This is a genomic window from Rhodococcus sp. YH3-3 (genome assembly GCF_001653035.1).
GTDB classification, from domain to species: domain Bacteria; phylum Actinomycetota; class Actinomycetes; order Mycobacteriales; family Mycobacteriaceae; genus Rhodococcus_F; species Rhodococcus_F qingshengii.
The window spans coordinates 2,420,131-2,440,739 of the sequence record NZ_BCWH01000002.1 but is presented as its reverse complement, the minus strand read 5'-3'; the positions used below and the strand labels follow the sequence as shown (position 1 = coordinate 2,440,739).

The 20,609-nt window shown below is 64.4% G+C and carries 19 protein-coding genes and 1 pseudogene; 9 read left to right on the top strand and 11 right to left on the bottom strand.

What is annotated here, in order from left to right:
* Window positions 1-170 precede the first annotated feature (170 nt).
* The gene (locus YH3_RS24410) at window positions 171-617 is read right to left on the bottom strand and encodes a DUF3040 domain-containing protein (RefSeq protein ID WP_003941660.1); all 447 of its coding nucleotides are present in this window, start codon (window positions 615-617) and stop codon (window positions 171-173) included.
* A gap of 237 nt (window positions 618-854) precedes the next feature.
* On the bottom strand, window positions 855-1,406 hold the full coding sequence (locus YH3_RS24405) for an SAV_6107 family HEPN domain-containing protein (protein WP_238592687.1): 552 nt from the start codon (window positions 1,404-1,406) through the stop codon (window positions 855-857).
* Window positions 1,407-1,553: 147 nt separating this feature from the next.
* Between YH3_RS24405 and YH3_RS24400 the strand changes: the two genes are divergently transcribed.
* The 3 genes from YH3_RS24400 to YH3_RS24390 all read left to right on the top strand — a co-directional run bounded on the left by YH3_RS24400 (window position 1,554) and on the right by YH3_RS24390 (window position 4,619).
* Window positions 1,554-2,159 (top strand): N-acetyltransferase, encoded by a 606-nt coding sequence (locus YH3_RS24400; protein ID WP_003941672.1) that lies wholly within the window; start codon window positions 1,554-1,556, stop codon window positions 2,157-2,159.
* Window positions 2,156-3,754, top strand: a complete 1,599-nt coding sequence (locus tag YH3_RS24395) for an NAD(P)/FAD-dependent oxidoreductase (RefSeq protein WP_042452826.1) — start codon at window positions 2,156-2,158, stop codon at window positions 3,752-3,754. The genes YH3_RS24400 and YH3_RS24395 overlap by 4 nt, the downstream gene beginning before the upstream one ends.
* A 70-nt stretch (window positions 3,755-3,824) precedes the next feature.
* The gene (locus tag YH3_RS24390; RefSeq protein WP_064444269.1) at window positions 3,825-4,619 is read left to right on the top strand and encodes a hypothetical protein; all 795 of its coding nucleotides are present in this window, start codon (window positions 3,825-3,827) and stop codon (window positions 4,617-4,619) included.
* Window positions 4,620-4,668: 49 nt separating this feature from the next.
* On the opposite strand, the gene YH3_RS24385 is transcribed toward YH3_RS24390, so the two are convergent.
* On the bottom strand, window positions 4,669-5,658 hold the full coding sequence (locus tag YH3_RS24385; RefSeq protein WP_003941803.1) for a methylenetetrahydrofolate reductase: 990 nt from the start codon (window positions 5,656-5,658) through the stop codon (window positions 4,669-4,671).
* 170 nt (window positions 5,659-5,828) lie between these two features.
* On the opposite strand from YH3_RS24385, the gene YH3_RS24380 reads away from it, so the two are divergent.
* The 4 genes from YH3_RS24380 to YH3_RS24365 all read left to right on the top strand — a co-directional run bounded on the left by YH3_RS24380 (window position 5,829) and on the right by YH3_RS24365 (window position 11,194).
* Entirely contained in the window at window positions 5,829-6,968 is a 1,140-nt protein-coding gene (locus tag YH3_RS24380) for a polyprenyl synthetase family protein (RefSeq protein ID WP_080961139.1), read from the top strand.
* 2 nt (window positions 6,969-6,970) lie between these two features.
* Window positions 6,971-8,563, top strand: coding sequence for a phytoene desaturase family protein (crtI, locus tag YH3_RS24375; RefSeq protein WP_030537040.1), 1,593 nt, complete (start codon window positions 6,971-6,973; stop codon window positions 8,561-8,563).
* Between the two features lie 98 nt (window positions 8,564-8,661).
* Entirely contained in the window at window positions 8,662-10,239 is a 1,578-nt protein-coding gene (locus tag YH3_RS24370; protein WP_003941737.1) for an alpha-(1->6)-mannopyranosyltransferase A, read from the top strand.
* A 10-nt stretch (window positions 10,240-10,249) separates the two neighbouring features.
* Window positions 10,250-11,194, top strand: coding sequence for a phytoene/squalene synthase family protein (locus YH3_RS24365; protein ID WP_007730072.1), 945 nt, complete (start codon window positions 10,250-10,252; stop codon window positions 11,192-11,194).
* A gap of 20 nt (window positions 11,195-11,214) precedes the next feature.
* Here YH3_RS24365 and YH3_RS24360 read toward each other — a convergent pair whose 3' ends face one another.
* Window positions 11,215-11,583 (bottom strand): Rv2175c family DNA-binding protein, encoded by a 369-nt coding sequence (locus YH3_RS24360; protein ID WP_003941747.1) that lies wholly within the window; start codon window positions 11,581-11,583, stop codon window positions 11,215-11,217.
* 303 nt (window positions 11,584-11,886) lie between these two features.
* Between YH3_RS24360 and YH3_RS24355 the strand changes: the two are divergent.
* A pseudogene (locus tag YH3_RS24355) lies at window positions 11,887-13,874 on the top strand (PASTA domain-containing protein).
* Between the two features lie 27 nt (window positions 13,875-13,901).
* A complete protein-coding gene (locus YH3_RS24350; protein WP_003941706.1) occupies window positions 13,902-14,330 on the top strand; it encodes a protein-tyrosine phosphatase family protein in 429 nt (142 codons plus the stop codon).
* 83 nt (window positions 14,331-14,413) lie between these two features.
* Here YH3_RS24350 and YH3_RS24345 read toward each other — a convergent pair whose 3' ends face one another.
* The 7 genes from YH3_RS24345 to YH3_RS24315 all read right to left on the bottom strand — a co-directional run bounded on the left by YH3_RS24345 (window position 14,414) and on the right by YH3_RS24315 (window position 20,594).
* Window positions 14,414-15,799: a class II 3-deoxy-7-phosphoheptulonate synthase gene (locus YH3_RS24345; protein WP_007730070.1), complete on the bottom strand. Its 1,386-nt coding sequence runs from the start codon at window positions 15,797-15,799 to the stop codon at window positions 14,414-14,416.
* Between the two features lie 90 nt (window positions 15,800-15,889).
* Window positions 15,890-16,381 carry a polyadenylate-specific 3'-exoribonuclease AS gene (locus YH3_RS24340; RefSeq protein ID WP_003941683.1) on the bottom strand — a complete coding sequence of 164 codons (492 nt, stop codon included), beginning with the start codon at window positions 16,379-16,381 and terminating at the stop codon, window positions 15,890-15,892.
* A gap of 66 nt (window positions 16,382-16,447) precedes the next feature.
* Window positions 16,448-17,254: a 1-acyl-sn-glycerol-3-phosphate acyltransferase gene (locus YH3_RS24335; RefSeq protein ID WP_003941692.1), complete on the bottom strand. Its 807-nt coding sequence runs from the start codon at window positions 17,252-17,254 to the stop codon at window positions 16,448-16,450.
* 94 nt (window positions 17,255-17,348) lie between these two features.
* Window positions 17,349-18,389 (bottom strand): ROK family protein, encoded by a 1,041-nt coding sequence (locus tag YH3_RS24330; protein WP_020969875.1) that lies wholly within the window; start codon window positions 18,387-18,389, stop codon window positions 17,349-17,351.
* A 124-nt stretch (window positions 18,390-18,513) separates the two neighbouring features.
* On the bottom strand, window positions 18,514-18,909 hold the full coding sequence (locus YH3_RS24325) for a hypothetical protein (protein WP_042453569.1): 396 nt from the start codon (window positions 18,907-18,909) through the stop codon (window positions 18,514-18,516).
* Entirely contained in the window at window positions 18,906-20,156 is a 1,251-nt protein-coding gene (locus YH3_RS24320; RefSeq protein ID WP_064444144.1) for an ArsA family ATPase, read from the bottom strand. The genes YH3_RS24325 and YH3_RS24320 overlap by 4 nt, the downstream gene beginning before the upstream one ends.
* Window positions 20,157-20,594, bottom strand: coding sequence for an SRPBCC family protein (locus tag YH3_RS24315; RefSeq protein ID WP_003941701.1), 438 nt, complete (start codon window positions 20,592-20,594; stop codon window positions 20,157-20,159).
* Window positions 20,595-20,609: the final 15 nt, after the last annotated feature.

Genomic DNA, 20,609 nt, shown 5'->3' with positions numbered 1-20,609 from the left:
GATTCACTCGATGGATTGCCGGCGCACACGTACAACACCCACAGCAACGGCGTGTGGCGGTCGGCAACCTTGGTTGCCGACCGCCACACGTGTGGTCGTCCGTGCCCTGAAGAGGGCGTCACGTCCGAACTGCATCACTCTCGAAGTACGCCCGAAGAAGGGCGGGAGAGCTAGTCCTGCTCGAACCTGCGTTTGAATCGATCTTCCATCCGCGACGAGAATCCGCCGCCGGACTTCCGGCCGCGTCCCCGCCCGGATCCGCCGGCACTACCCCTACCCGGCGGACCGGAGGGATGATTGCCACCTTCGGAAGCGGAGTCGGCGGCCGGCGCAGACTTACGTCCACCACCCCAGAGGAACAACACCCCTGCGCCGAACATGAACAAGAAACCGAACAGGCTGATGATCGGAAAACCGCCCGGCTTGAGCGGGAGTGCAACCCCCGCGATCAGCAGGACCAGACCCAGCACGAATAGAGCCGCTGCTTGGAACCGCCGTCTACTCGACGGCGCCCGCATACGGCCGCCCCTCACATTGGAGGCGAACTTGGGGTCTTCGGCATAGAGAGCGCTCTCGATCTGATCGAGCATGCGCTGCTCGTGCTCGGAGAGTGGCACGGTACCTCCCCCGGCACTGGAAGTTTGGCAACCACCCCACGGTGTGAGGCGGCGGGTAATCAAGTTGGACGATTACCTGTTTTCATAATACGAGCAGTTTAGGTCTCGGACCACCAACTCCGGGTACGAGTTCCGCCACAAGCGTACGTATTCGTGCCGAAGGGCCCCGATTCGGCTCCATTTGCCTGTGCGGACCAGGAAATTCCCCGGAAACAACTGCCGACACGGACCATTTGTTCACGACGCTCGCAAATGCTCGGACGCGTCCTGACCGATGAAATCTTCGACCGCCGTGAGAAAACGGCCGACCTCGGCGAAGAATGCGTCGGAATCGGAGTCCGTGATCACGATCGACACGCCGGTTTCCACGGCCGCACGCGTAGCGGACCACCCTGCGAAGAATTTCGACCACGCTCCGAACGCGGGCGCTGCGGCGTCCATCAGAACCCACGCGTTTCCACTTCGCTTGCGCTTCGAGCCGGCACCGGCAGGAGCTGCGGCCAACACTGCCCCGGCACCACGTAGGGCCGCCAGGTAGGCACACCGGAACCGGTCGGCAGGATCGCCCGCCCCAATCGCTTCCTCTAAAAGCGCATCCGCCTTCCGGAGCAGCCCCCACGCCACACCGGACTTTCCCACTCGAGCAGTGCGGTCGCTGGCGTCCCTCGCGCCGAAGGACCGCCTCGCCGACATCGGCAATCGAGAAATTGCGGCATCCGACGGACTCGACAACTCGGCAGGAAGAGTTCGTTGGCACTTCACACGTTCAGGCTTCACACGCTCGGACATCGGGGCACCTCCTGCACCGTGAGGATCCAAGACCAGGTGGGCCGGAGATGCCCGCTTCCCTTCGGGCATCTCCGGATCACCCACATCGAACATCTGTTCGACCTATTCAATATAACTGCACCCACCGACACGCCGTCAAGAGAAGAGGTGAGACCGGTCGACCCGCAGATCGCCTGGACACCACATACGGTCGACCTCGATCGCGCAGAATTCGCGAGTCGACTCCACGAGGCACTGGCCGTGTACGTCACCGCGATGGACTATCCGCGAGGAACCGAGTTCCATCGCGCACCGATGTGGCAGGAGCACGCGAACCGGCCTGGCTGGAAGGCAGTCGGCGCATTGGCGGTTCCTCAGCAACCGTCACACGAAAATCTGCCGCTGGTGGGGATCGCTTACGGGTATCGCGGGAGCCCGGACCAGTGGTGGCATCAACAGGTACTGCACGGGCTTCGGCGCTCGGGTCGTCCCCAGAGCGAGATCGACGCGATTCTGAGCGACTACTTCGAACTCACCGAACTTCACGTGCATCCGAACGGACAAGGTCACCGGTTGGGCGAATCGCTCTTGCGCCACCTCCTCGTCGATCGACCCGAACGCAGTGTTCTGTTGTCGACACCCGAGGTGTACGACGAGGACAACCGAGCCTGGCGGCTGTACCGTCGCCTCGGCTTTCGTGACGTGCTCCGCAGATTTCGTTTTGCCGGCGACAACCGGCCGTTCGCAGTCCTCGGCCGTGGACTGCCGCTGTGAGCGCGCTTCTCGACGCCGTCGTCGTCGGCTCCGGACACAACGCGCTCGTATCGGCCGCCTACCTCGCACGCGAGGGTTGGTCGGTCGAGGTTCTGGAGAAGGACACGGTTCTCGGCGGCGCCGTCTCGACCGTCGAGCGATTTCCCGGATACAAGGTGGACCGGGGGTCGTCGGCACACCTCATGATCCGACACAGCGGCATCATCGAGGAACTCGGACTCGGCGCGCACGGACTGCGCTACATCGACTGTGACCCGTGGGCGTTCGCGCCGCCCGCCCCGGGCACCGACGGGCCGGGCATCGTGTTTCACCGCGACCTCGACGCAACCTGCTGGTCCATCGAACGAGCATGCGGGACAAAGGACGCCGACTCCTACCGGCGATTCGTCGCGGTCTGGTCGGAGCGCAGTCGACATGTCATGAAAGCGTTTTCCGCACCGCCCACCGGATCGAACCTGATCGGTGCGTTCGGAGGTCTCGCCACCGCACGCGGCAACAGCGAACTGTCTCGGCAGTTCCTCGCGCCTGGCGACGCACTGCTCGACGAGTATTTCGACAGTGAGGCACTCAAAGCAGCACTTGCGTGGTTCGGCGCCCAGTCCGGGCCTGCGATGTCGGAACCGGGAACCGCTCCGATGGTCGGCTTCGCGGCCCTCATGCACGTCTTGCCGCCAGGGCGAGCAGTCGGTGGAAGCGGCGCACTGAGTGCTGCGTTGGCCTCCCGGATGGCTGTCGACGGCGCCACGGTCGCGCTCGGTGACGGCGTGACGTCGATCCGTCGAAACTCGAGTCACTGGACCGCCACAACCGAGAGCGGTCGAGAAGTTCACGCTCGCAAGGTAATCGCCGGGTGCCACATCCTGACCACGCTCGACCTCCTGGGCCGAGGGGGCTTCGACCGAACCACGCTCGATCACTGGCGGCGGAAAATCAGGGTCGGCCCCGGCATCGGCGCGGTACTTCGACTGGCGACATCCGCGCTTCCGTCGTACCGCGGCGACGCCACGACACGGGAAAGTACCTCGGGATTGCAATTACTCGTCTCCGATCGCGCACACTTGCGCACTGCACACGGCGCAGCACTGGCGGGGGAACTTCCTCCTCGCCCTGCGGTTCTCGGAATGAGTTTCAGCGGAATCGATCCCACGATCGCCCCGGCCGGTCGGCATCAGGTGACACTGTGGTCGCAGTGGCAACCGTATCGCCTCAGCGGACATCGCGATTGGGCATCGGTCGCCGAGGCGGAGGCCGACCGGATCGTCGGCGAGATGGAGGCTTTCGCACCCGGGTTCGCCGATTCCGTCCTCGACCGGTTCATTCAGACTCCCCGGGACATCGAGTCGGAATTGGGGATGATCGGCGGAAATGTCATGCACGTCGAGATGTCACTCGATCAGATGATGTTGTGGCGACCGCTTCCGGAACTGTCCGGCCATCGTGTTCCGGGAGCAGACGGGTTGTATCTGACCGGAGCATCGACTCATCCCGGTGGCGGTGTGTCCGGAGCCAGCGGTCGCAGTGCGGCTCGAATCGCACTGTCGGACAGCCGCCGGGGCGCGACTCGTCGTTGGATGCGTCGTTCGAGCAGGTCGTGAAGGTCACCCGCCGAACTTCACCCGCCGACACGCCCCCGCCTCGATGACTGGCTACGCCACGGCTGGCACGATGACCACTGTGCAACAGTCCACCGATCCCGCCGCCAAGCCGACCAGTCGGAAACGTTTCCTGACGGTTGCCGCGCTCGCCCTCATGCTTGTTCCCTTGCTTGCCGGGTGCATCCGCGTGCAGGTGTCGATGGGAGTGTCCGCGAACGATCGTGTGACCGGACAGGTGGTAGCTGCCGCTATTCCGGCGAACGAGGCGGACAAGGGTCCGCAGCTGACCCCACCTTCGTCGCTGGAAGACAAGATACGGGTTCAGGAGTACAAGAAGGACGGGTACGTCGGCAGCCAGGCGTTCTTCAGCGACTTGTCCTTCGGTGACGTCGCCCAACTGGGCTCCATGTACGCCGAGGGGTCCGGGTCGTTCCAGATCACCCTCAAGCGATCCGGGGACACCGTCACGCTCGACGGCAAGGCAGACCTGAAGACGGTTCCGACTCAGGGCGCCGACGTCCAGGTCAGCATCGCCTTCCCGGCACGGGTCGGCACGACCAACGGAACACGAGACGGCGATTCCCGGGTGTCGTGGACCTTGCCCGCCGGCGAGGTGTCCACGATGCGCGCCGAGGTCAACTACGCGGACCCAAGCACCCGAAGCTTCGCCGGGTGGGCAGGAATCATGGCCGGGCTGGCGCTCGGTGTCGCGATTGTCGTCGGTGCGATGGCCTGGATGGCGCGCAATCGAGCACCGATCAAGCGCGCGCCGGCCGCGAAAGCACCGGTCATGAAGACGCCTGTCACGAAATCACCTGCCAGCAAGCAAGCTGACAACAAGAATCCGAAAAACACCACGAAATAGCGCCTGACGATTGCCCCCCTCGATTGGTGTCGAGCGGGGCAACCGGAGATCAGACGGCTTGTGCTGTCCCGACCGAAGTGTCGGGAGTGAGACCGAGTCGCTCGAGGACCTCACTGGTGGCGCGTGCAAAGTTCAACGTGATGAAGTGCAGGCACGGAGCGCCTTCGGCGATCAACCGCTCACCCATCTCGGTGGCCAGATCGATGCCGAGTTCGCGGACCGCTGCACGGTTCTCGTCCGGACCGCTTCCGGCCGCGGCGTCGAATCGACGCTCGAGAGCGGGGGGCAACGACGAGCCCGAGAGCTCGAGCATGCGCCGCACCGAGCGCAGCGACGTCACCGGCATGATCTCCGGGATGATCGGCTTGGCGCCCTGTTCTGCGTCGTACGCACTCACCCGGTCACGAAGACGCAGGTAGTCCTCCACGTCGAAGAACATCTGTGTGATCGAGTACTCTGCGCCGGCACGCAACTTCGACACCAGGTACTTCGTGTCGTATGCCAAGTCCGGAGCGCGGTAGTGCCCCTCGGGGAACGATGCGACGCCGACGTGGAAGTCGCCCAGGTCACGGACCATCCGCACGAGTTCCTCGGCGTACTCGACGCCTTCGGGATGCTTCTTCCACTCGCCGAGCGGATCGCCGGGCGGATCGCCGCGCAATACGAGGATGTTGCTGATCCCACGATCGGCGTAGGCACCGACCATGGCGCGAAGCTCTTCGGTGCTGTGTGAGACAGCAGTCAGGTGAGCAACCGGCAGCAGGGTCGTCTCTTCGGCAAGTTCGCCGGTGACACGCACCGTACGATCGCGCGTCGAGCCACCTGCGCCGTAGGTCATCGAGACGAACGCCGGTCCGAGCCGCTCGAAGGTACGCACCGCACGCCACAGGCGCGCTTCGGCGTCCGCGTCACGCGGCGGCGAAAACTCGACCGAGAACGGAATACGGCTACCTGTCGAGGAAGCGATCCGATCGACGATCGACGGTGTTCGGGTGGCCCACCCCTCGCTGGAGCGGCCCCTGACTGGATCGAATGTCACCGGTCAAGCATATGTTTTCCAGCTGCAAACAAGCTCATCGCCCAGTACTGCGTATCCCGAATGTCAGGATCGCGCAGTTCACGGCCCGACCCGCCGTTGATTCCAGCCCCTACTAAGCTGGGCCCCAAGCTCGCTTCCGTGTAACCATCCGGCGCGAGAACATACCGATCTTGGAGGCCACCCTGTCCGCAGGAACCGCGCGCGTTGGACAGAGTTCGACCAACACCGCACCGCATCCGACCTCACTCGAACTGCCAGGTTTGTTCGAAGCAGCGCTCCGCGACTTCTTCGCTTCACGCCGCGAACTCGTCACGAACATCGGCGGTGGATACGAGAAGGCCGTCAGCACCCTCGAGGCCTTCGTCCTGCGCGGAGGAAAGCGCGTCCGACCGTCGTTCGCCTGGACGGGATGGCTCGGCGCCGGAGGCGACCCGAACGGGAAGGACGCAGACGCGGTGATTCGTGCGTGCGCCGCCCTCGAACTGGTGCAGGCCTGCGCGCTCGTCCACGACGACATCATCGACGCATCCACGACCAGGCGCGGCTTCCCGACCGTTCACGTCGAATTCGAGGACCAGCACCGAGACGAGGAGTGGAGCGGCGACTCCGCGCACTTCGGCGAGGCCGTCGCCATTCTTCTCGGCGACCTGGCCTTGGCCTGGGCGGACGACATGATCCGAGAATCCGGGATCAGCCCCGAGGCGGCCGCACGTGTCAGCCCGGTCTGGTCGGCAATGCGCACCGAGGTGCTCGGTGGCCAATTCCTCGACATCAGCAACGAAGCCCGAGGCGACGAGACCGTCGAGGCAGCCATGCGGGTCAACCGCTACAAGACCGCCGCGTACACGATCGAACGCCCACTGCACCTCGGCGCCGCGCTGTTCGGTGCGGACGCCGAGTTGGTCGATGCCTACCGGTCCTTCGGCACGGACATCGGTATCGCCTTCCAACTTCGCGACGACCTGCTCGGTGTCTTCGGAGATCCGTCCGTCACGGGCAAACCGTCGGGCGACGATCTCATCGCCGGTAAGCGAACTGTCCTGTTCGCGATGGCGCTTGCCCGCGCCGACGCCGCAGATCCGGCGGCAGCAGAACTGCTCCGCAACGGAATCGGCACGCAGCTGACCGACACCGAGGTCGACACTCTGCGCCAGGTGATCACCGATCTGGGCGCCGTCACCGACGTCGAAACGCAGATCGACACCCTCGTCGAGGCAGCTGCGAACGCCCTCGACTCGAGCACGGCAACGGCAGAGTCCAAGGCTCGCCTGACCGACATGGCGATCGCGGCCACGAAGCGAAGCTACTGACCGTGGCACACGTGCACCGCACTCGAACCGTCAGCTCGCCGACCGATCGAGTCGTGATCGTCGGCGCGGGACTTGCCGGACTGTCTGCGGGGTTGTATCTGCGTGGCGCCGGCCGCGACGTCACGATTCTCGAGAGCAACAGCTCGGTCGGTGGGCGAGTCGGTGTCTACCAGGGCAATGACTACAGCATCGACAACGGCGCAACGGTGCTCACGATGCCCGAACTCGTCGAAGACGCGCTTGCCGCCGTCGGTGCCGACCCAGCCTCGACAAACCCCAAATTCGTTGTGCACAAGCTCGATCCGACGTACCACGCGCGATTCGCAGACGGCACCGCTCTCGATGTCCACGCCGATCCAGAAGACATGGCTGCCGAGGTATCCCGTGTCTGCGGGCCGGAAGAAGCGCAGCGATACCGTGCGTTGCGGCGATGGCTGAACCGGATCTTCGACGCGGAATTCGACCGCTTCATGGACGCCGACTTCGATTCTCCCCTCGGACTGGTCAATTCGCGTGACGCAGTCAAAGATCTGAGCCGGCTCGTCGCACTGGGAGGATTCGGGAAACTGGGCGGGCAGGTGGATCGCAAGATCCGCGACCCTCGCCTCCGGCGGATCTTCACCTTCCAAGCGCTGTATGCGGGCGTTGCTCCGTCTCGGGCCCTCGCGGTGTACGGGGCGATCGCTCACATGGACACCTCACTCGGCGTCTACTTCCCCGAGGGCGGAATGCGCACGATCGCCGAGTCGATGGCCGACGCCTTCACCGAGGCCGGCGGAATTCTGCATCTCGGCCGCACTGTCGAACGCCTCGAGGTGAGCGATCGGCGCGTGCACACCGTTCACACACGCGACGGCGAGCGCTTCGACTGTGACGCCGCCGTCCTCACTCCCGACATGGCCGTCACGGACTCGCTGTTGCGCCCGCATACGCGATTGCGTCCGCGCCCGGTGCGTACATCGCCGTCCGCTGTCGTGATTCACGGCACTGTTTCCTCCGCGGTCGCCGACGAATGGCCCGCGCAGCGACACCACATGATCGACTTCGGCGAGGCGTGGAAGCGTACCTTCGCCGAGATCACGGCACGCCGCGGCCGCGGGCGACTGATGAGTGATCCGTCACTGCTCGTCACCCGACCGGCACAGACCGATCCGAGCCTGGCCTTCTCGCGAGACGGCCGAATCCGTGAACCGCTGTCAGTCCTCGCGCCGTGTCCGAATCTGGACAGTGCAAGTCTCGACTGGTCGACTCTCGGCCCGCCCTACGTGCGCGAAATCATCCTCACGCTGCAAGAACGTGGCTACACGGGACTGGTCGAAGGGTTCGAGATCGATCACGTCGACACCCCGCAGACCTGGCTCGAGAAGGGCATGGCCGCGGGTAGCCCGTTCGCAGCGGCACACACCTTCACCCAGACGGGGCCGTTCCGACGCAAGAACCTCGCCCGCGGCTTCGACAACGTCGTTCTCGCCGGATCGGGAACCGTTCCGGGGGTGGGAGTACCGACCGTTCTGCTGTCCGGACGGCTCGCCGCCGAACGTATTACCGGTACACGCGAGCGAGCCAGCGCGGTGGGCACTCGTGCGAGCAACTAAACTAGCCCCTCGTAACCGACCATTCATCCACGATTCACCGACTCGGGCGCTGCATGCGCCGATCGACACCGATCTCCTCGGGGGAGGAACCTGCACCGATGACGTCCTCTGCCGCAGCCACTGAAAGACCGTGGCACCTAAGGGCCGCCAATTTCCTTCGGACTCCCGAAGGTCACAGTGCACTGCTCGGTTTCTTCGGCGCAGTCATGATCACTTTCGGCGGATTCGGTGCCGGTAGCGTCCGGCGCCAAGATCCGCTGCTCGAGTCGATGCATCTGTCCTGGCTCCGTTTCGGACACGGATCGATTCTGTCGGCGGCCATCGTCTGGATCGGTGTCCTATGCATGATCGCCGCCTGGGTTCGACTGGGCCGCTCGACTCTGCGCGGTGACGTCTCGTTGCGCGGCCTGCGCTACGTCGTCCCGGTCTGGACGTTTCCGCTGCTGTTCGCGGTGCCCATGTTCAGCCGTGACGCCTACTCCTACCTGGCGCAAGGCGCGTTGTTGCGCAACGGCTTCGACCCGTATGCCGTCGGCCCCGTCGTCAATCCGGGAATCCTGCTCGACAACGTCTCCAACGTGTGGACGACGACAACTACCCCGTACGGTCCGGTTCACCTTCTCCTTGCCGACGCCATCGTTCGGCTGACCGGTGAGAACGTCATCGCCGGCACGATGCTGTTGCGGATCACGATGCTCCCCGGACTCGCCCTGATGATGTGGGCCGTTCCCCATCTCGCGACGAAGCTCGGCGGAAACACCTCGATCGCCCTGTGGCTCGCAGTACTCAATCCCCTCGTCCTGATCCACCTGATCGGCGGCGTTCACAACGAGATGCTCATGGTCGGCCTCATGGCCGCAGGCATTGCGCTCGCTCTCGAACGCAAGCACCTCTTCGGGATCGGGCTGATCGCGCTCGCCGTCGCGATCAAGGCAACCGCAGGCGTCGCACTTCCCTTCATAGTCTGGATCTGGATGATCCACGAGCGGGAGGACGCCGCAGCCGCCGGGCGAGAACCGGCGTCACCGATCCGATCGTTCGTCAAAACGGCCGGCGCAGGTTTCGCGGTGTTCGTGGCGGTACTCGGATCCACCTCACTGATCGCCGGAGTCGGCCTCGGCTGGACGACGGCACTCTCCGGTTCGGCAAAGATCATCAACTGGCTCTCGCTGCCCACGATCGTGGCGCACATCGGAACCATGGCAACCTCCTGGTTCGCCGGCGACCATTTCAACGACATCCTCGAAGTCTCCCGGACCATCTCGGCGGTTGTGTTGATCGCGATCATCGCCGTCGTGTGGTGGCGCTACCGCAAGACCGAGCGCGACGCCGTCATGGGCATCGTGATCGTGATGGTCGCCATCGTCGTTCTGTCCCCCGCAGCACTCCCCTGGTACTACTCCTGGCCGCTGGCAGTAGCTGCCGGTTTCGCAATGTCGCCGACGACTCTCGCCGTACTGACCGGGCTGTCCACCTGGCTGATGCTGGTGTTCCAGCCGGACGGATCGATCGGCCTGTACACCTTCCCGCACGTTGCTCTGGCCATCGTCGCTGCCGTGATCGCGGCGATGTCCTTGCAGACGGAAGACCCACTGCGACTTCGTGGACGCAAACACGAGAAACCGATCGAAATGACGTCAGCCGCCTCGGCGCCCTCGACGTCAGGATCTGCGTGATCCGCGTGTCATGAACGCACTGCCTGCGTCCTATGAATTCTGCGAGGACGTGACGAGGGAACACGGCCGAACGTACTTTCTGGCCACCCGGTTGTTGCCCGTACCTCGACGCCGCGCAGTTCACGCGCTCTACGCATTTGCTCGCGTCGTCGACGACATCGTGGACGAACCCTCGGGTCCGCATGAACGAGGCACGGTGCTCGCCGACGTCGAACGTGCAGCCGTCAACGCACTCGACAACCCCACTGCGACAGGTGGCTTCCCGTCGACGGTTCCCCTCGACCTGACACGCGTACTCCCGGCCTTCGCGGATGCTGTGAAGACGTTCGACATCCCGCGCGCATATTTCGACGCCTTCTTCGAGTCCATGCGGATGGACGCCCCCGACACGGCGAAGTTTCGACCCGTTTACAACACGATGGACGAACTCAGCGAGTACATGTACGGCTCTGCCGTCGTCATCGGTTTGCAGATGCTCCCGATTCTCGGAGTGAGCGTTCCGCAGCAGGAAGCTGTAGTGCCCGCGTCGAATCTCGGTGAGGCGTTTCAGCTGACCAACTTCATCCGCGACGTCGGTGAAGACCTCGACCGGGGACGTCTGTATCTACCGGCGGGCGAGTTCGCCGCATTCGGGGTCGACATCGAGATGCTCGAGCACGGGCGCAGAACCGGAACGGTGGACGTTCGGGTCAAGCGCGCGCTGGCACACTTCATTGCCGTGACGCGGGGGCGGTATCGGTCTGCCGAATCTGGCATCCCGATGCTCGATCGGCGGGTCCAGCCGTCGATCCGCACGGCTTTCGTGTTGTACGGAGCAATTCTCGACCAGGTCGAGCGCGCCGACTTCCGGATACTGCATCGACGTGTGTCCGTTCCCGGACGCACGCGACTTCGAGTCGCTGCGCCGGGTCTGGTCCGGTCGGCAACCTACGCGGCGAAAAACCGCATGCGGTGAGTTGTCAGAAGGCCGGCAGCTCAGAAAGCCATGGCCTGTGCGCGGCGGATGACCTCACGCGCGAGATCACCATGCAGTGCGTCCACCGGGCGCCCCGGCAGGGAATCGTCGGCCAGGAACAACCAGCGGAGGATTTCGACATCGGTGTAGCCGCCGTCGTGCAGCACCGCCAGCAGACCGGGCAGCCACTTGACGATCTGGCCGTCCTCGCCGAAGAACACTTCGGGGACACCGAGAACGCCATGCCGCTTGACTGCGATGATCTTGTGATCGCGAAGCAACTGGTGAACCTTGCTCACCGGCAACCCGACGTTCTTCGCCACATCCACCAGCTGGAACAGGGAAACCGAAGAATCCAGGACATCATCACAATAAGGAATCGCGCTCACCGCGAGAAGTTTATCCGGTCCGGCGAGCCCGCTGTGTACCGCCCGGTGCAGTGCTCGAAACTGCCGCTCCGCTCAGGTCACAGCGCTCTGTGACGTTCTCGAGACTTCCGCGTCGGTATCGCTGGCTACGATGGACGGGATGCGGCGTATCAGTAACCGGGATTTCGCGGTGGATGTAAATGGGTGCCCTCACTGCGGGAGCCAGTACGCGGTAAACAACCACCCACATGCCGACAGCTACCACCTAGACCGCAAGCAGACAGATCGCAAGCACGGAGGAACAGTCATTACGGAGGTCGAGGGTTGATCGGCGAAATGCTCGAGCGCCGCTATCGAGTGGACGCACCGATCGCGCGCGGCGGTATGTCGACCGTTTATCGAGGCCTCGATACACGGTTGGATCGACCTGTCGCGATCAAGGTGATGGACCCGCAATTCGCCGGCGATCCAGCGTTCCTGACTCGTTTCGAGTTCGAGGCCCGGGCCGTGGCCCGACTCAAGCATCCTGCCCTTGTGGCCGTCTACGACCAAGGCAGCGATCGCAATCACGTGTTCCTCGTGATGGAACTCGTCGACGGTGGAACCTTGCGTGAACTCCTTCGTGAGCGCGGACCGATGCCGCCACACGCAGTCGCTGCAGTCGTGGCACCTGTCCTGGACGCGTTGGCGGTGGCGCATCGAGCGGGACTGGTTCACCGTGACGTCAAACCCGAGAACATCTTGATCTCGGACACCGGCGAAGTGAAGATCGCCGACTTCGGATTGGTGCGTGCAGCTGCGGCAGCAACCACCACCTCCAACAGCGTGATCCTCGGCACCGCGGCCTATCTGTCGCCGGAACAGGTGACGTCAGGAATTGCCGACACTCGAAGCGACGTCTACTCGACCGGCGTGTTGATGTTCGAACTTCTCACCGGTACAACACCGTTCACCGGCGATACGTCACTCTCCATCGCCTACCAACGCATCCACGACGATGTCCCGCGCCCAGGTTCACGTATCCCCGGTGTACCGGCGCAGTTCGATCGTCTGGTTGCCGAAGCCACTCACCGCGAGCCCGCACATCGTTTCGCCGACGCCGGTGAGATGGCAGCTGCACTTCGCAGTGTGAGCGAGCAACTGGAACTTCCGTCATACCGCGTTCCCGCTCCGCGTCGAAGCGCCCAGCACCAGAGCGCGCAAGTTGCCCCGGCCCGGCCACAACCGGCGCCTGCGCCTCCCACGGAGGTACACCCGAACTCTGCTGCGCGCCCGAACCCTGCTGCCACGACGGTATTGGCGTCCGGCGTGGCCCCGGCTGTGGCAGCCACCACGGCGCTCGGCACGGGCTCTCCTCCCCCTGGCGGTATCCAGCACACTCGCGCGGTCACCGCACAAACTGCTCGTCCGGCGACGGTCGACGGCGACTCGGATTTCGACGACGGTTCCGATTTCGGCGACGACCACCCGGGGCACGACGATCCGCATGCTCATTTTGTCGAGGCACGTCGTAAATCGCGACGAGCCACCCTGATCTGGCTGCTCGTCACGACGGGCTGACCAAGGACACTGCGGTCACCGCTCTGCAGGACGCCGGGCTCTCCCCCGACGTCCAGGGTCAGTACTCCGACGCCCAACCCATCGACACGGTGATCGGGACAGACCCGGCCTCCGGCTCCAGGGTTACCAAAGGCTCGACCGTCGCGCTGCTGACTTCGCTCGGGCGTCCGACTGTCCCGCCCATTCCGGCCGGCGGCGACGTCTCGGCCCTGGGCGCACAACTCGCCGATCGCACTCTCGTCGCGGTCGACGGCGGGGACACATTCAGCTCCAAGATCCCGATCGGCGGCGTGGCCGCGCTCGACCCGGCACCGGGAACCGAAGTTGCCGTGGGCTCCTCGGTCAAGGTCATCACATCCAAAGGGTCACCGCCCGTGGACATTCCCGATGTGAAGGGCATGTCCGAGAACGCTGCGCGCGCCGCCCTCGACAAGGTAGGCATCTCAGTCAGCACCACCAGAACAACGTTCGACGACGCCGTCGAGGGCGGTAGCGTAATCGGCACCGATCCCGCAGTCGGGTCCTCCGTCAACGCCGGCACCTCCGTGGTTCTGCTCATCTCCGACTCCGTCAAGGTTCCCTCGCTGATCGGCCGCTCCGTCTCCTCAGCACGCGAAGAACTCGGCCGCCTCGGCCTCGAGATCACCGTGCGTCAGCTCACCCAGAACGACAGCTCGGTCATCATCAGCCAGAGCGTCAAGAACGACCTCGTTGCCAAGGGCACCGACATCAGCGTCGTCGCAATTCCCTGACAGTCCGCTTCGGCCTAATCTGAATTCATGGCCACGTGGGAACCCGAGAGCATTGGGATACTCGACTTGCCGTCGGGGAGATCGATTCGGGGTCGAGGACTCCGCAATCCACTTCCTTCCGGACCTCTCCCCACCTTCGGCGTCTATCTGACCGGCAAAGAACCTCCCGACACCGAGTGGGAGTCGGAGTGGGTCCGCTGGCGAGATTTCTGGTTGCCGAGCGATCCCGATGCGCTGCGCAGGGCCTTGCACGAAGTGTGGGTGCGCTCGGAAACCGAAAGAGTCGAGATCGCTTGTGGTGGTGGATACGGCCGCACCGGAACAGCGTTGGCCGCTCTTGCCGTCATGGACGGAGTGCCCAGTAAGGACGCCACCGCGTACGTTCGCGCACGTTACTCACCTCGCGCCGTCGAAATGCCCTGGCAGCGCCGATTCGTCACACGATTCACGCAATAGCGAACGCCCCCACCTGCGCGAGCGGGTGAGGGCGTTTGCCGAAAATCTATGCCGGCGCGAATCAGCTTCGGCGAAGCAAGGTTTCAGCCTCGCAGCATCTCGGCCACGAGGAACGCGAGCTCCAACGACTGTTGGGTGTTCAATCGGGGGTCGCACGCCGTCTCGTAGCGACCGCCGAGATCGAGGTCGGAGATGTCCTGCGCGCCGCCGAGGCACTCGGTGACGTTCTCACCGGTCAGCTCGACGTGGATGCCACCCGGATGCGTGCCGAGACCGTTGTGGACCTCGAAGAATCCCTGGACCTCGTCGACGATGCGGTCGAAGTGGCGCGTCTTGTACCCGGTGGAGGCTTCGTGGGTGTTGCCGTGCATCGGATCGCACTGCCAGATGACCTGGTGACCGGTGGCTTGGACCTTCTCGATGATCGCCGGCAGCAGGTCGCGGACCTTGCCGTTGCCCATGCGCGAGATCAGAGTCAGACGACCTGGCTTGTTGGTGGGGTCGAGACGCTCGACGTATTCCACCGCCATTTCCGGCGTCGTGCTCGGGCCGATCTTGAGGCCGATCGGGTTGGACACCAACTCGGCGAAGGCGATGTGCGCGCCGTCGAGCTGACGAGTGCGGTCACCGATCCAGAGGAAGTGAGCCGACAGGTCGTAGAGCTTGGGGTGATCGCTGTCGTTGTCGAGACGCAGCATCGCGCGCTCGTAGTCGAGAACCAGGGCCTCGTGGCTGGCAAAGATCTGTGCCTGGTGCAGGCTCGGATCGGTGACGCCACACGCGTTCATGAACTGCAGGCCGCGGTCGATCTCGGCTGCCAGTTGCTCGTAGCGTGCGCCCGCGGGAGACGCTGCGACGAATTCGCGGTTCCAATCGTGCACCTTGTGCAGGTCGGCCATGCCGGCGCCGGTGAGTGCGCGAACCAGGTTCATCGCGGCGCTGGCGTTGGCGTATGCACGCACCAGTCGCGAAGGATCGTGGGCGCGGACTGCCTCGTCGGCGACGAGCGAGTTGATCATGTCGCCGCGGTAGGACTTCAGACCCAACGAGTCGATGTCGGCAGAGCGCGGTTTGGCGTACTGGCCGGCGATGCGAGCGACCTTGACGACCGGCATCGAGGAACCGTAGGTGAGCACGACGGCCATCTGCAGCAACGTGCGGATGTTTCCCTTGATGTGCGGCTCGGTGTTGTCCGCGAAGGTCTCGGCGCAGTCACCGCCCTGGAGCAGAAATGCCTCACCACGCGCGACCTGCGCGAGACGCTCTTGCAGCGCCTCGACTTCGCTGGCCACCGTGATGGGAGGCACGCTCTCGAGCACAGTCCGCATGGCGGCCGCCTGGTCAGCGGGCCACGAGGGCTGCTGAGCAGCGGGCTTCGCGAGCGCCTCGTCGAGCTGCTTACGCAGTCCGGCAGGCAGCGGCGGGAGTTCGGGCAAGCGGTCGATCGGCACGTCGACAGTCCAGTTCACCTCTACAGGATATTCGCTCGCTCGTCGGCGCGTCACACAGGCTCTCGATCGCAGCCCAATCGGAACACTTCCCGCGCACCGAAACCTGGGTCAGCGAAGTGACCGTGCAGCCGAAATGGCGTCGAACTTCACGAGGTTGTGCCTGGCGTCGGCAAGTGCGTCGTGTGCGTCGGCGGGCGCCGACGGGAGGGCAGGACTGCCGTTGTCTTCCCAGAACTGTCGGAGTTCGCGGGTGTACCGCGGCATCGACTGCGGTAGTTCGGTCATATCGCCCCACAACTGGCACAGCGCGACGTGGTCGTAGGCGGCGACCCACGCCCAGAGCTCCGGAACCACCATCGGCCGCGGAACGAAGAATTTCAGAAGATCGTCGCGGATCTTCTCGCGTGATTTCCACAGCGGCGACGAAGGCTGCGGCAACTTAGGCAGCACGTTCTTGCGCACCCAACTACCGGCACGGGCGGGATCGAACTCCGTCGAAACCGCGTAGTACTCTCGGCCGTCCTCACAGACAACGCCGATGGACACGAGATCGATGGTTCGACCGTCTTCGATGAATTCACAGTCGTAGAAGTAGCGCACGTCCGAAAACTATGCCGCACGCGCAGGCTCTGGAGCCAATGCGCGTGCGGCCGGTGTGGGAAATCTCTAGCTGGCTTGTGCGTCCGGGAGCGAATCCTTGTCGGACTTCGCGGATTCCTTCGACTCGGCCGAGGCCACGAGATCGACAACCGACTCGCCGCCTTCCGCCGGAACGTCGACGGCAGCTTCGGGTTTCGTGGGCGCCTGGTTCTTGAGGCTTGCCGCGTAGATGTCCACGTACTCCTGGCCGGAGAGTTTCATCAACTTGTACATCACCTCGTCGGTCACAGCGCGCTCGACGAAGCGGTTTCCGCCCATGCCTTCGAAGCGGGAGAAATCGATGGGTTCGCCGACGATCACGGTGACCTTGGCGGGACGCCACATCCGTGAGCCGATCGGATTCATCTTGTCGGTGCCGACCATCGCTACCGGGATCACCTTGACGCCCGATTCAAGTGCGAGGCGCGCCATTCCGGTCTTGCCCTTGTAGAGGCGACCGTCAGGCGAGCGCGTCCCCTCGGGGTAGATACCCAGCAGGCTGCCCGAACCGAGGACCTTGAGACCGGCGTTGAGTGCATCCTGCGCCGCGTCTGCACCGGTTCGGTCGATGGGGACCTGACCGACCGCGGTGAAGAACCACTTCTGGAAAGCGCCCTTCAGACCGGAACCGGTGAAGTACTCACTCTTGGCAAGGAACGTGATGCGGCGGTTGACGCGAAGCGGAAGGTAGAACGAGTCCAGAACCGCCTGGTGATTGCTGGCCAGAATGGCCGCCCCGTCAGTCGGAATGTTCTCGTGACCCTTGACCGTCGGACGCCCGAGCAGCCAGAGAATCGGCCCCAGCAACACATACTTGAAGAGCCAATACCACACGGCGTCCCTCCCATTCACAGCTGAATTTCGCTGAGTACGACCTTACTGCCGACCGGTAACCCCCGCTACACACGCCCCTGCAGGATCGACCCGATCACAGTCCGGCAGACGTGGTTCCAGCGCCGTCGACCCCACCGAGATCCTGAGGCACTACCGATCGGGCCAAAGCGGCGGCGCCGACCATGCCCGCAGCTTCGCCCAGCTGAGCGGAACGGATGCGGGCCAGTGGGCGGTGCTTCGCCCCGGTCAACAATGTCGCGTACTGCTCGCGGGCGTCGTCGAGAAACAGTGGGGCAGAACTCGCGACGCCGCCGGCGATCACGACCAGATCGGGATCGTAGACGTCACCGACCATGGCCAGACCCACGGCCAGCCAACGGGTGAACTCGGCGATCGTTGCCAGCGCGAGTGGGTCACCGTCCTGCGCGGCGTTGGCGATCCGGCGACCGGTGAGCGAACCAGGATCCACCGCTACCTCGCGCGCCAGGACCGTCGACGCGGCCGGGTCGGCGGCAAGCAGTTCGATTGCCGTGTCGACGAGCGCCGTTCCGCTGCAATAGCGCTCCCAACACCCACGTTTGCCACACGCGCACTGACGCCCGCCCGGAACGACCTGGATGTGGCCCAGTTCGGGGGCGACGCCGTGACTCCCCCGGTACAGCTCACCGTTGATCAGCAGCGCTCCACCGATTCCGGTCCCGATTGCCACCATCACGACATTGCGGCCACCTGCGGCCGCGCCGAATCGGTGCTCCGCGAACGCCGCCGCATTGGCGTCGTGTTCGAGAACGACCGGCAAGCCGAGCCGCTTGCTCAAGTCACTTCCGACCGGCGCGTCCACCCACGGCAAGTGCGGAGCGAACCGAACCGAGCTTCGATCGGAGGTGATGAAGCCGGCGACCGCCAACCCCACGGCCGATACCTCGTGCCTGGTGACCAATTCGCGCACGACGCGATCGAGACCGTCTTCGAGTGCCCTGGCCGACTGCGGGGTCGGGGCTTGAATCATCTCGAGCACTTGTCCGTCGACGTCCACGACGGAGGCCCTGATACTCGTCCCGCCGACGTCGATGCCGACCGTCAAGATGTCGTCCATGGTGGAGTCGGAGACCGCTTTCAAGCGGCGCGCGCTCATCGCGACGATTCCCGCGCGAGCGGCGTCCGCTGGAGTGCGCACCCTGAATCGGTGCCTCGTGCGTCGGTGACCATTGTGTCGATTGTGCTCATCTCGGGCCGTTCGCTCTACCCGGGGTACTGAGTCAGTCCTTGACCGTCACGTTGATCGGGACAAATGCCGCCGTGCGAGTTCGCTCCGCACCTGGCGTCGTCGGACCGCCGTCCGGTCCACGATCGGGACCTGACGGCCCCCCGAGAAACTCGTCGAGAATCTCACGAAGCAACGCAAGGAATGCTGCTGCTTGACCCGCGAGGAATGCCAACAGTTCGTGGTGCTCACCGCGAACCAGTGCGGCGAGGGCGCACACCGGACACCAGCTGCAGCCGGTGAACACCGGCTGCGTGTCCGTGGACGCCGAGTCACTCGCAACGTCGGCCGTCGCTGCTGCGGCCTTCTGCAGCACCGGTTCCAGGCGCGTCAGAACGGTTTCCGCCAGCGCGCGAAACTCCGCGACGAGGCGCTCGTGCTCTTCGCTCATACCGGCCACACCGCGGGATCCGGGCTGAACCGGATGATCAGGTAACTGCCGTCCAACTCCGCCCCGTTCACGACACAACGACGCAGCACCGACGCCAAACGAACTCTGCGTCGTACGCCGTCTGCTCCCACCAGCACATCGTCCTCCACCCGGCCCAACGACAACGACGACGGATCCACGAGCGGAAGGTACATCCGCATCACGTACACCGAATCGACTCCGGTCCCGGACTCCAACGACACCACGATGTTGTCCGCGGTACCGACGGTGCCCGAATCCGTGCCCGTTCCACCCTCGAACGTGGCCGCGATCTCGCCCAGAGCGGCCAACCCTACCGGTTCGGCGCAAGCGCGTTCGACCGTTGTGACGGACATTCCATCGGTTGATCCACGCAGTTCGTCCACGACGAGTGCCTGAGCCGCCCGGATCGAGGCGAGCCACTGCGCCGCCGGTGAATCGTCGGCACCCTTCCCGGCGGACGAGTTGAACTGCGGGACAAGGTTGTTGACCACAATCCCGTCAACTCGCAACCCGGCCAGAGCCAGCCCGGACAACGTCCGACGAGTCGCCGCGACCGACACGCCGTCGGCCGACGTCACCACACGCACGCCGGTGTTCTCCCGATCCGAGAGGTGAACCGCGATCCGATCCACCGACGCGAGCACGCGTTCGACGACGGACACGAGCAGGAGCAGCCGCATGTCCGTACCTGTCACAGCGACCATCCGCCTGTGCCGCGGCCACAATCGCTCGAGATACTCCGACACCATCGACGGCGAGCCGAGTATCCGCAGCGCTTCGGCGGCGGCCGGACAGTCCACGATCACGAGGTCGTAGTCGCCGCTGTCCGAGAGGTCGACGATCTCGGCGAGCCCGAGCATGTCTTGGATGCCCAGGGATCCCGTCAACTCTTCCGGTTCCAAGCCCTCCAACGACGAACCGTGTTCGTGATCTCCCGCTCCGAAAGTTCCTGCAGCGTCGAGCAACCCCGACAATCCTCGGAACTTGTCCTCGAGGAGCGCTGACGTGTCGAGTTGCCGGACGTCGAGACGCTCGGTGAGAGATGTGGTCGTTCGCGGATTCGGCACGCCCAGGACGTCTGCAAGAGAACCTGCCTGATCGATCGACACGAGCAGCACTCTCGCCCCATCGGTCGCAGCCGACACAGCAGTCGCTGCGGCAAGCGTCGTCGTGCCTACTCCGCCTTTACCGACGAACAGTTGGACGCGCGATCGTTGCTCCGGCACTCAGCCCTCGACTCGCTTCTTCAGTTCCTTCAGAGCTGTGTCGGTGATGATCTTCTCGGCCTTGCGCTTGAACAGTCCGATCATCGGAATCGTCAGGTCGACCGTCAACTCGTAGGTGACCGACGTGGTGCCGTTCGGGCCGGGCTCGAGTGTGTACGAACCGAATTGGGACTTCTGAATCTCGCCCGAGATCAGCTCCCAACTCACCGCCATACCGTCCGGTGCCCACGAATACTGCAGTTCGTAGGTGTCCTTCACCATCCCCGCGTCGAGGACGAAACGTACTCGGTCCGCGCGGCCGCCCTGTCCCGGCGCCGTCACCTCGACGGACTTCGCCGCGGCCACCCACTCGGGGTACCGCTCGAAATCGGCGATGACGTCCATCACGGCGTCGGCAGGAGCGTCGATGCTGATCAACCCCTTGGTCTTCTCGGCCATACGACTGCGCTACCT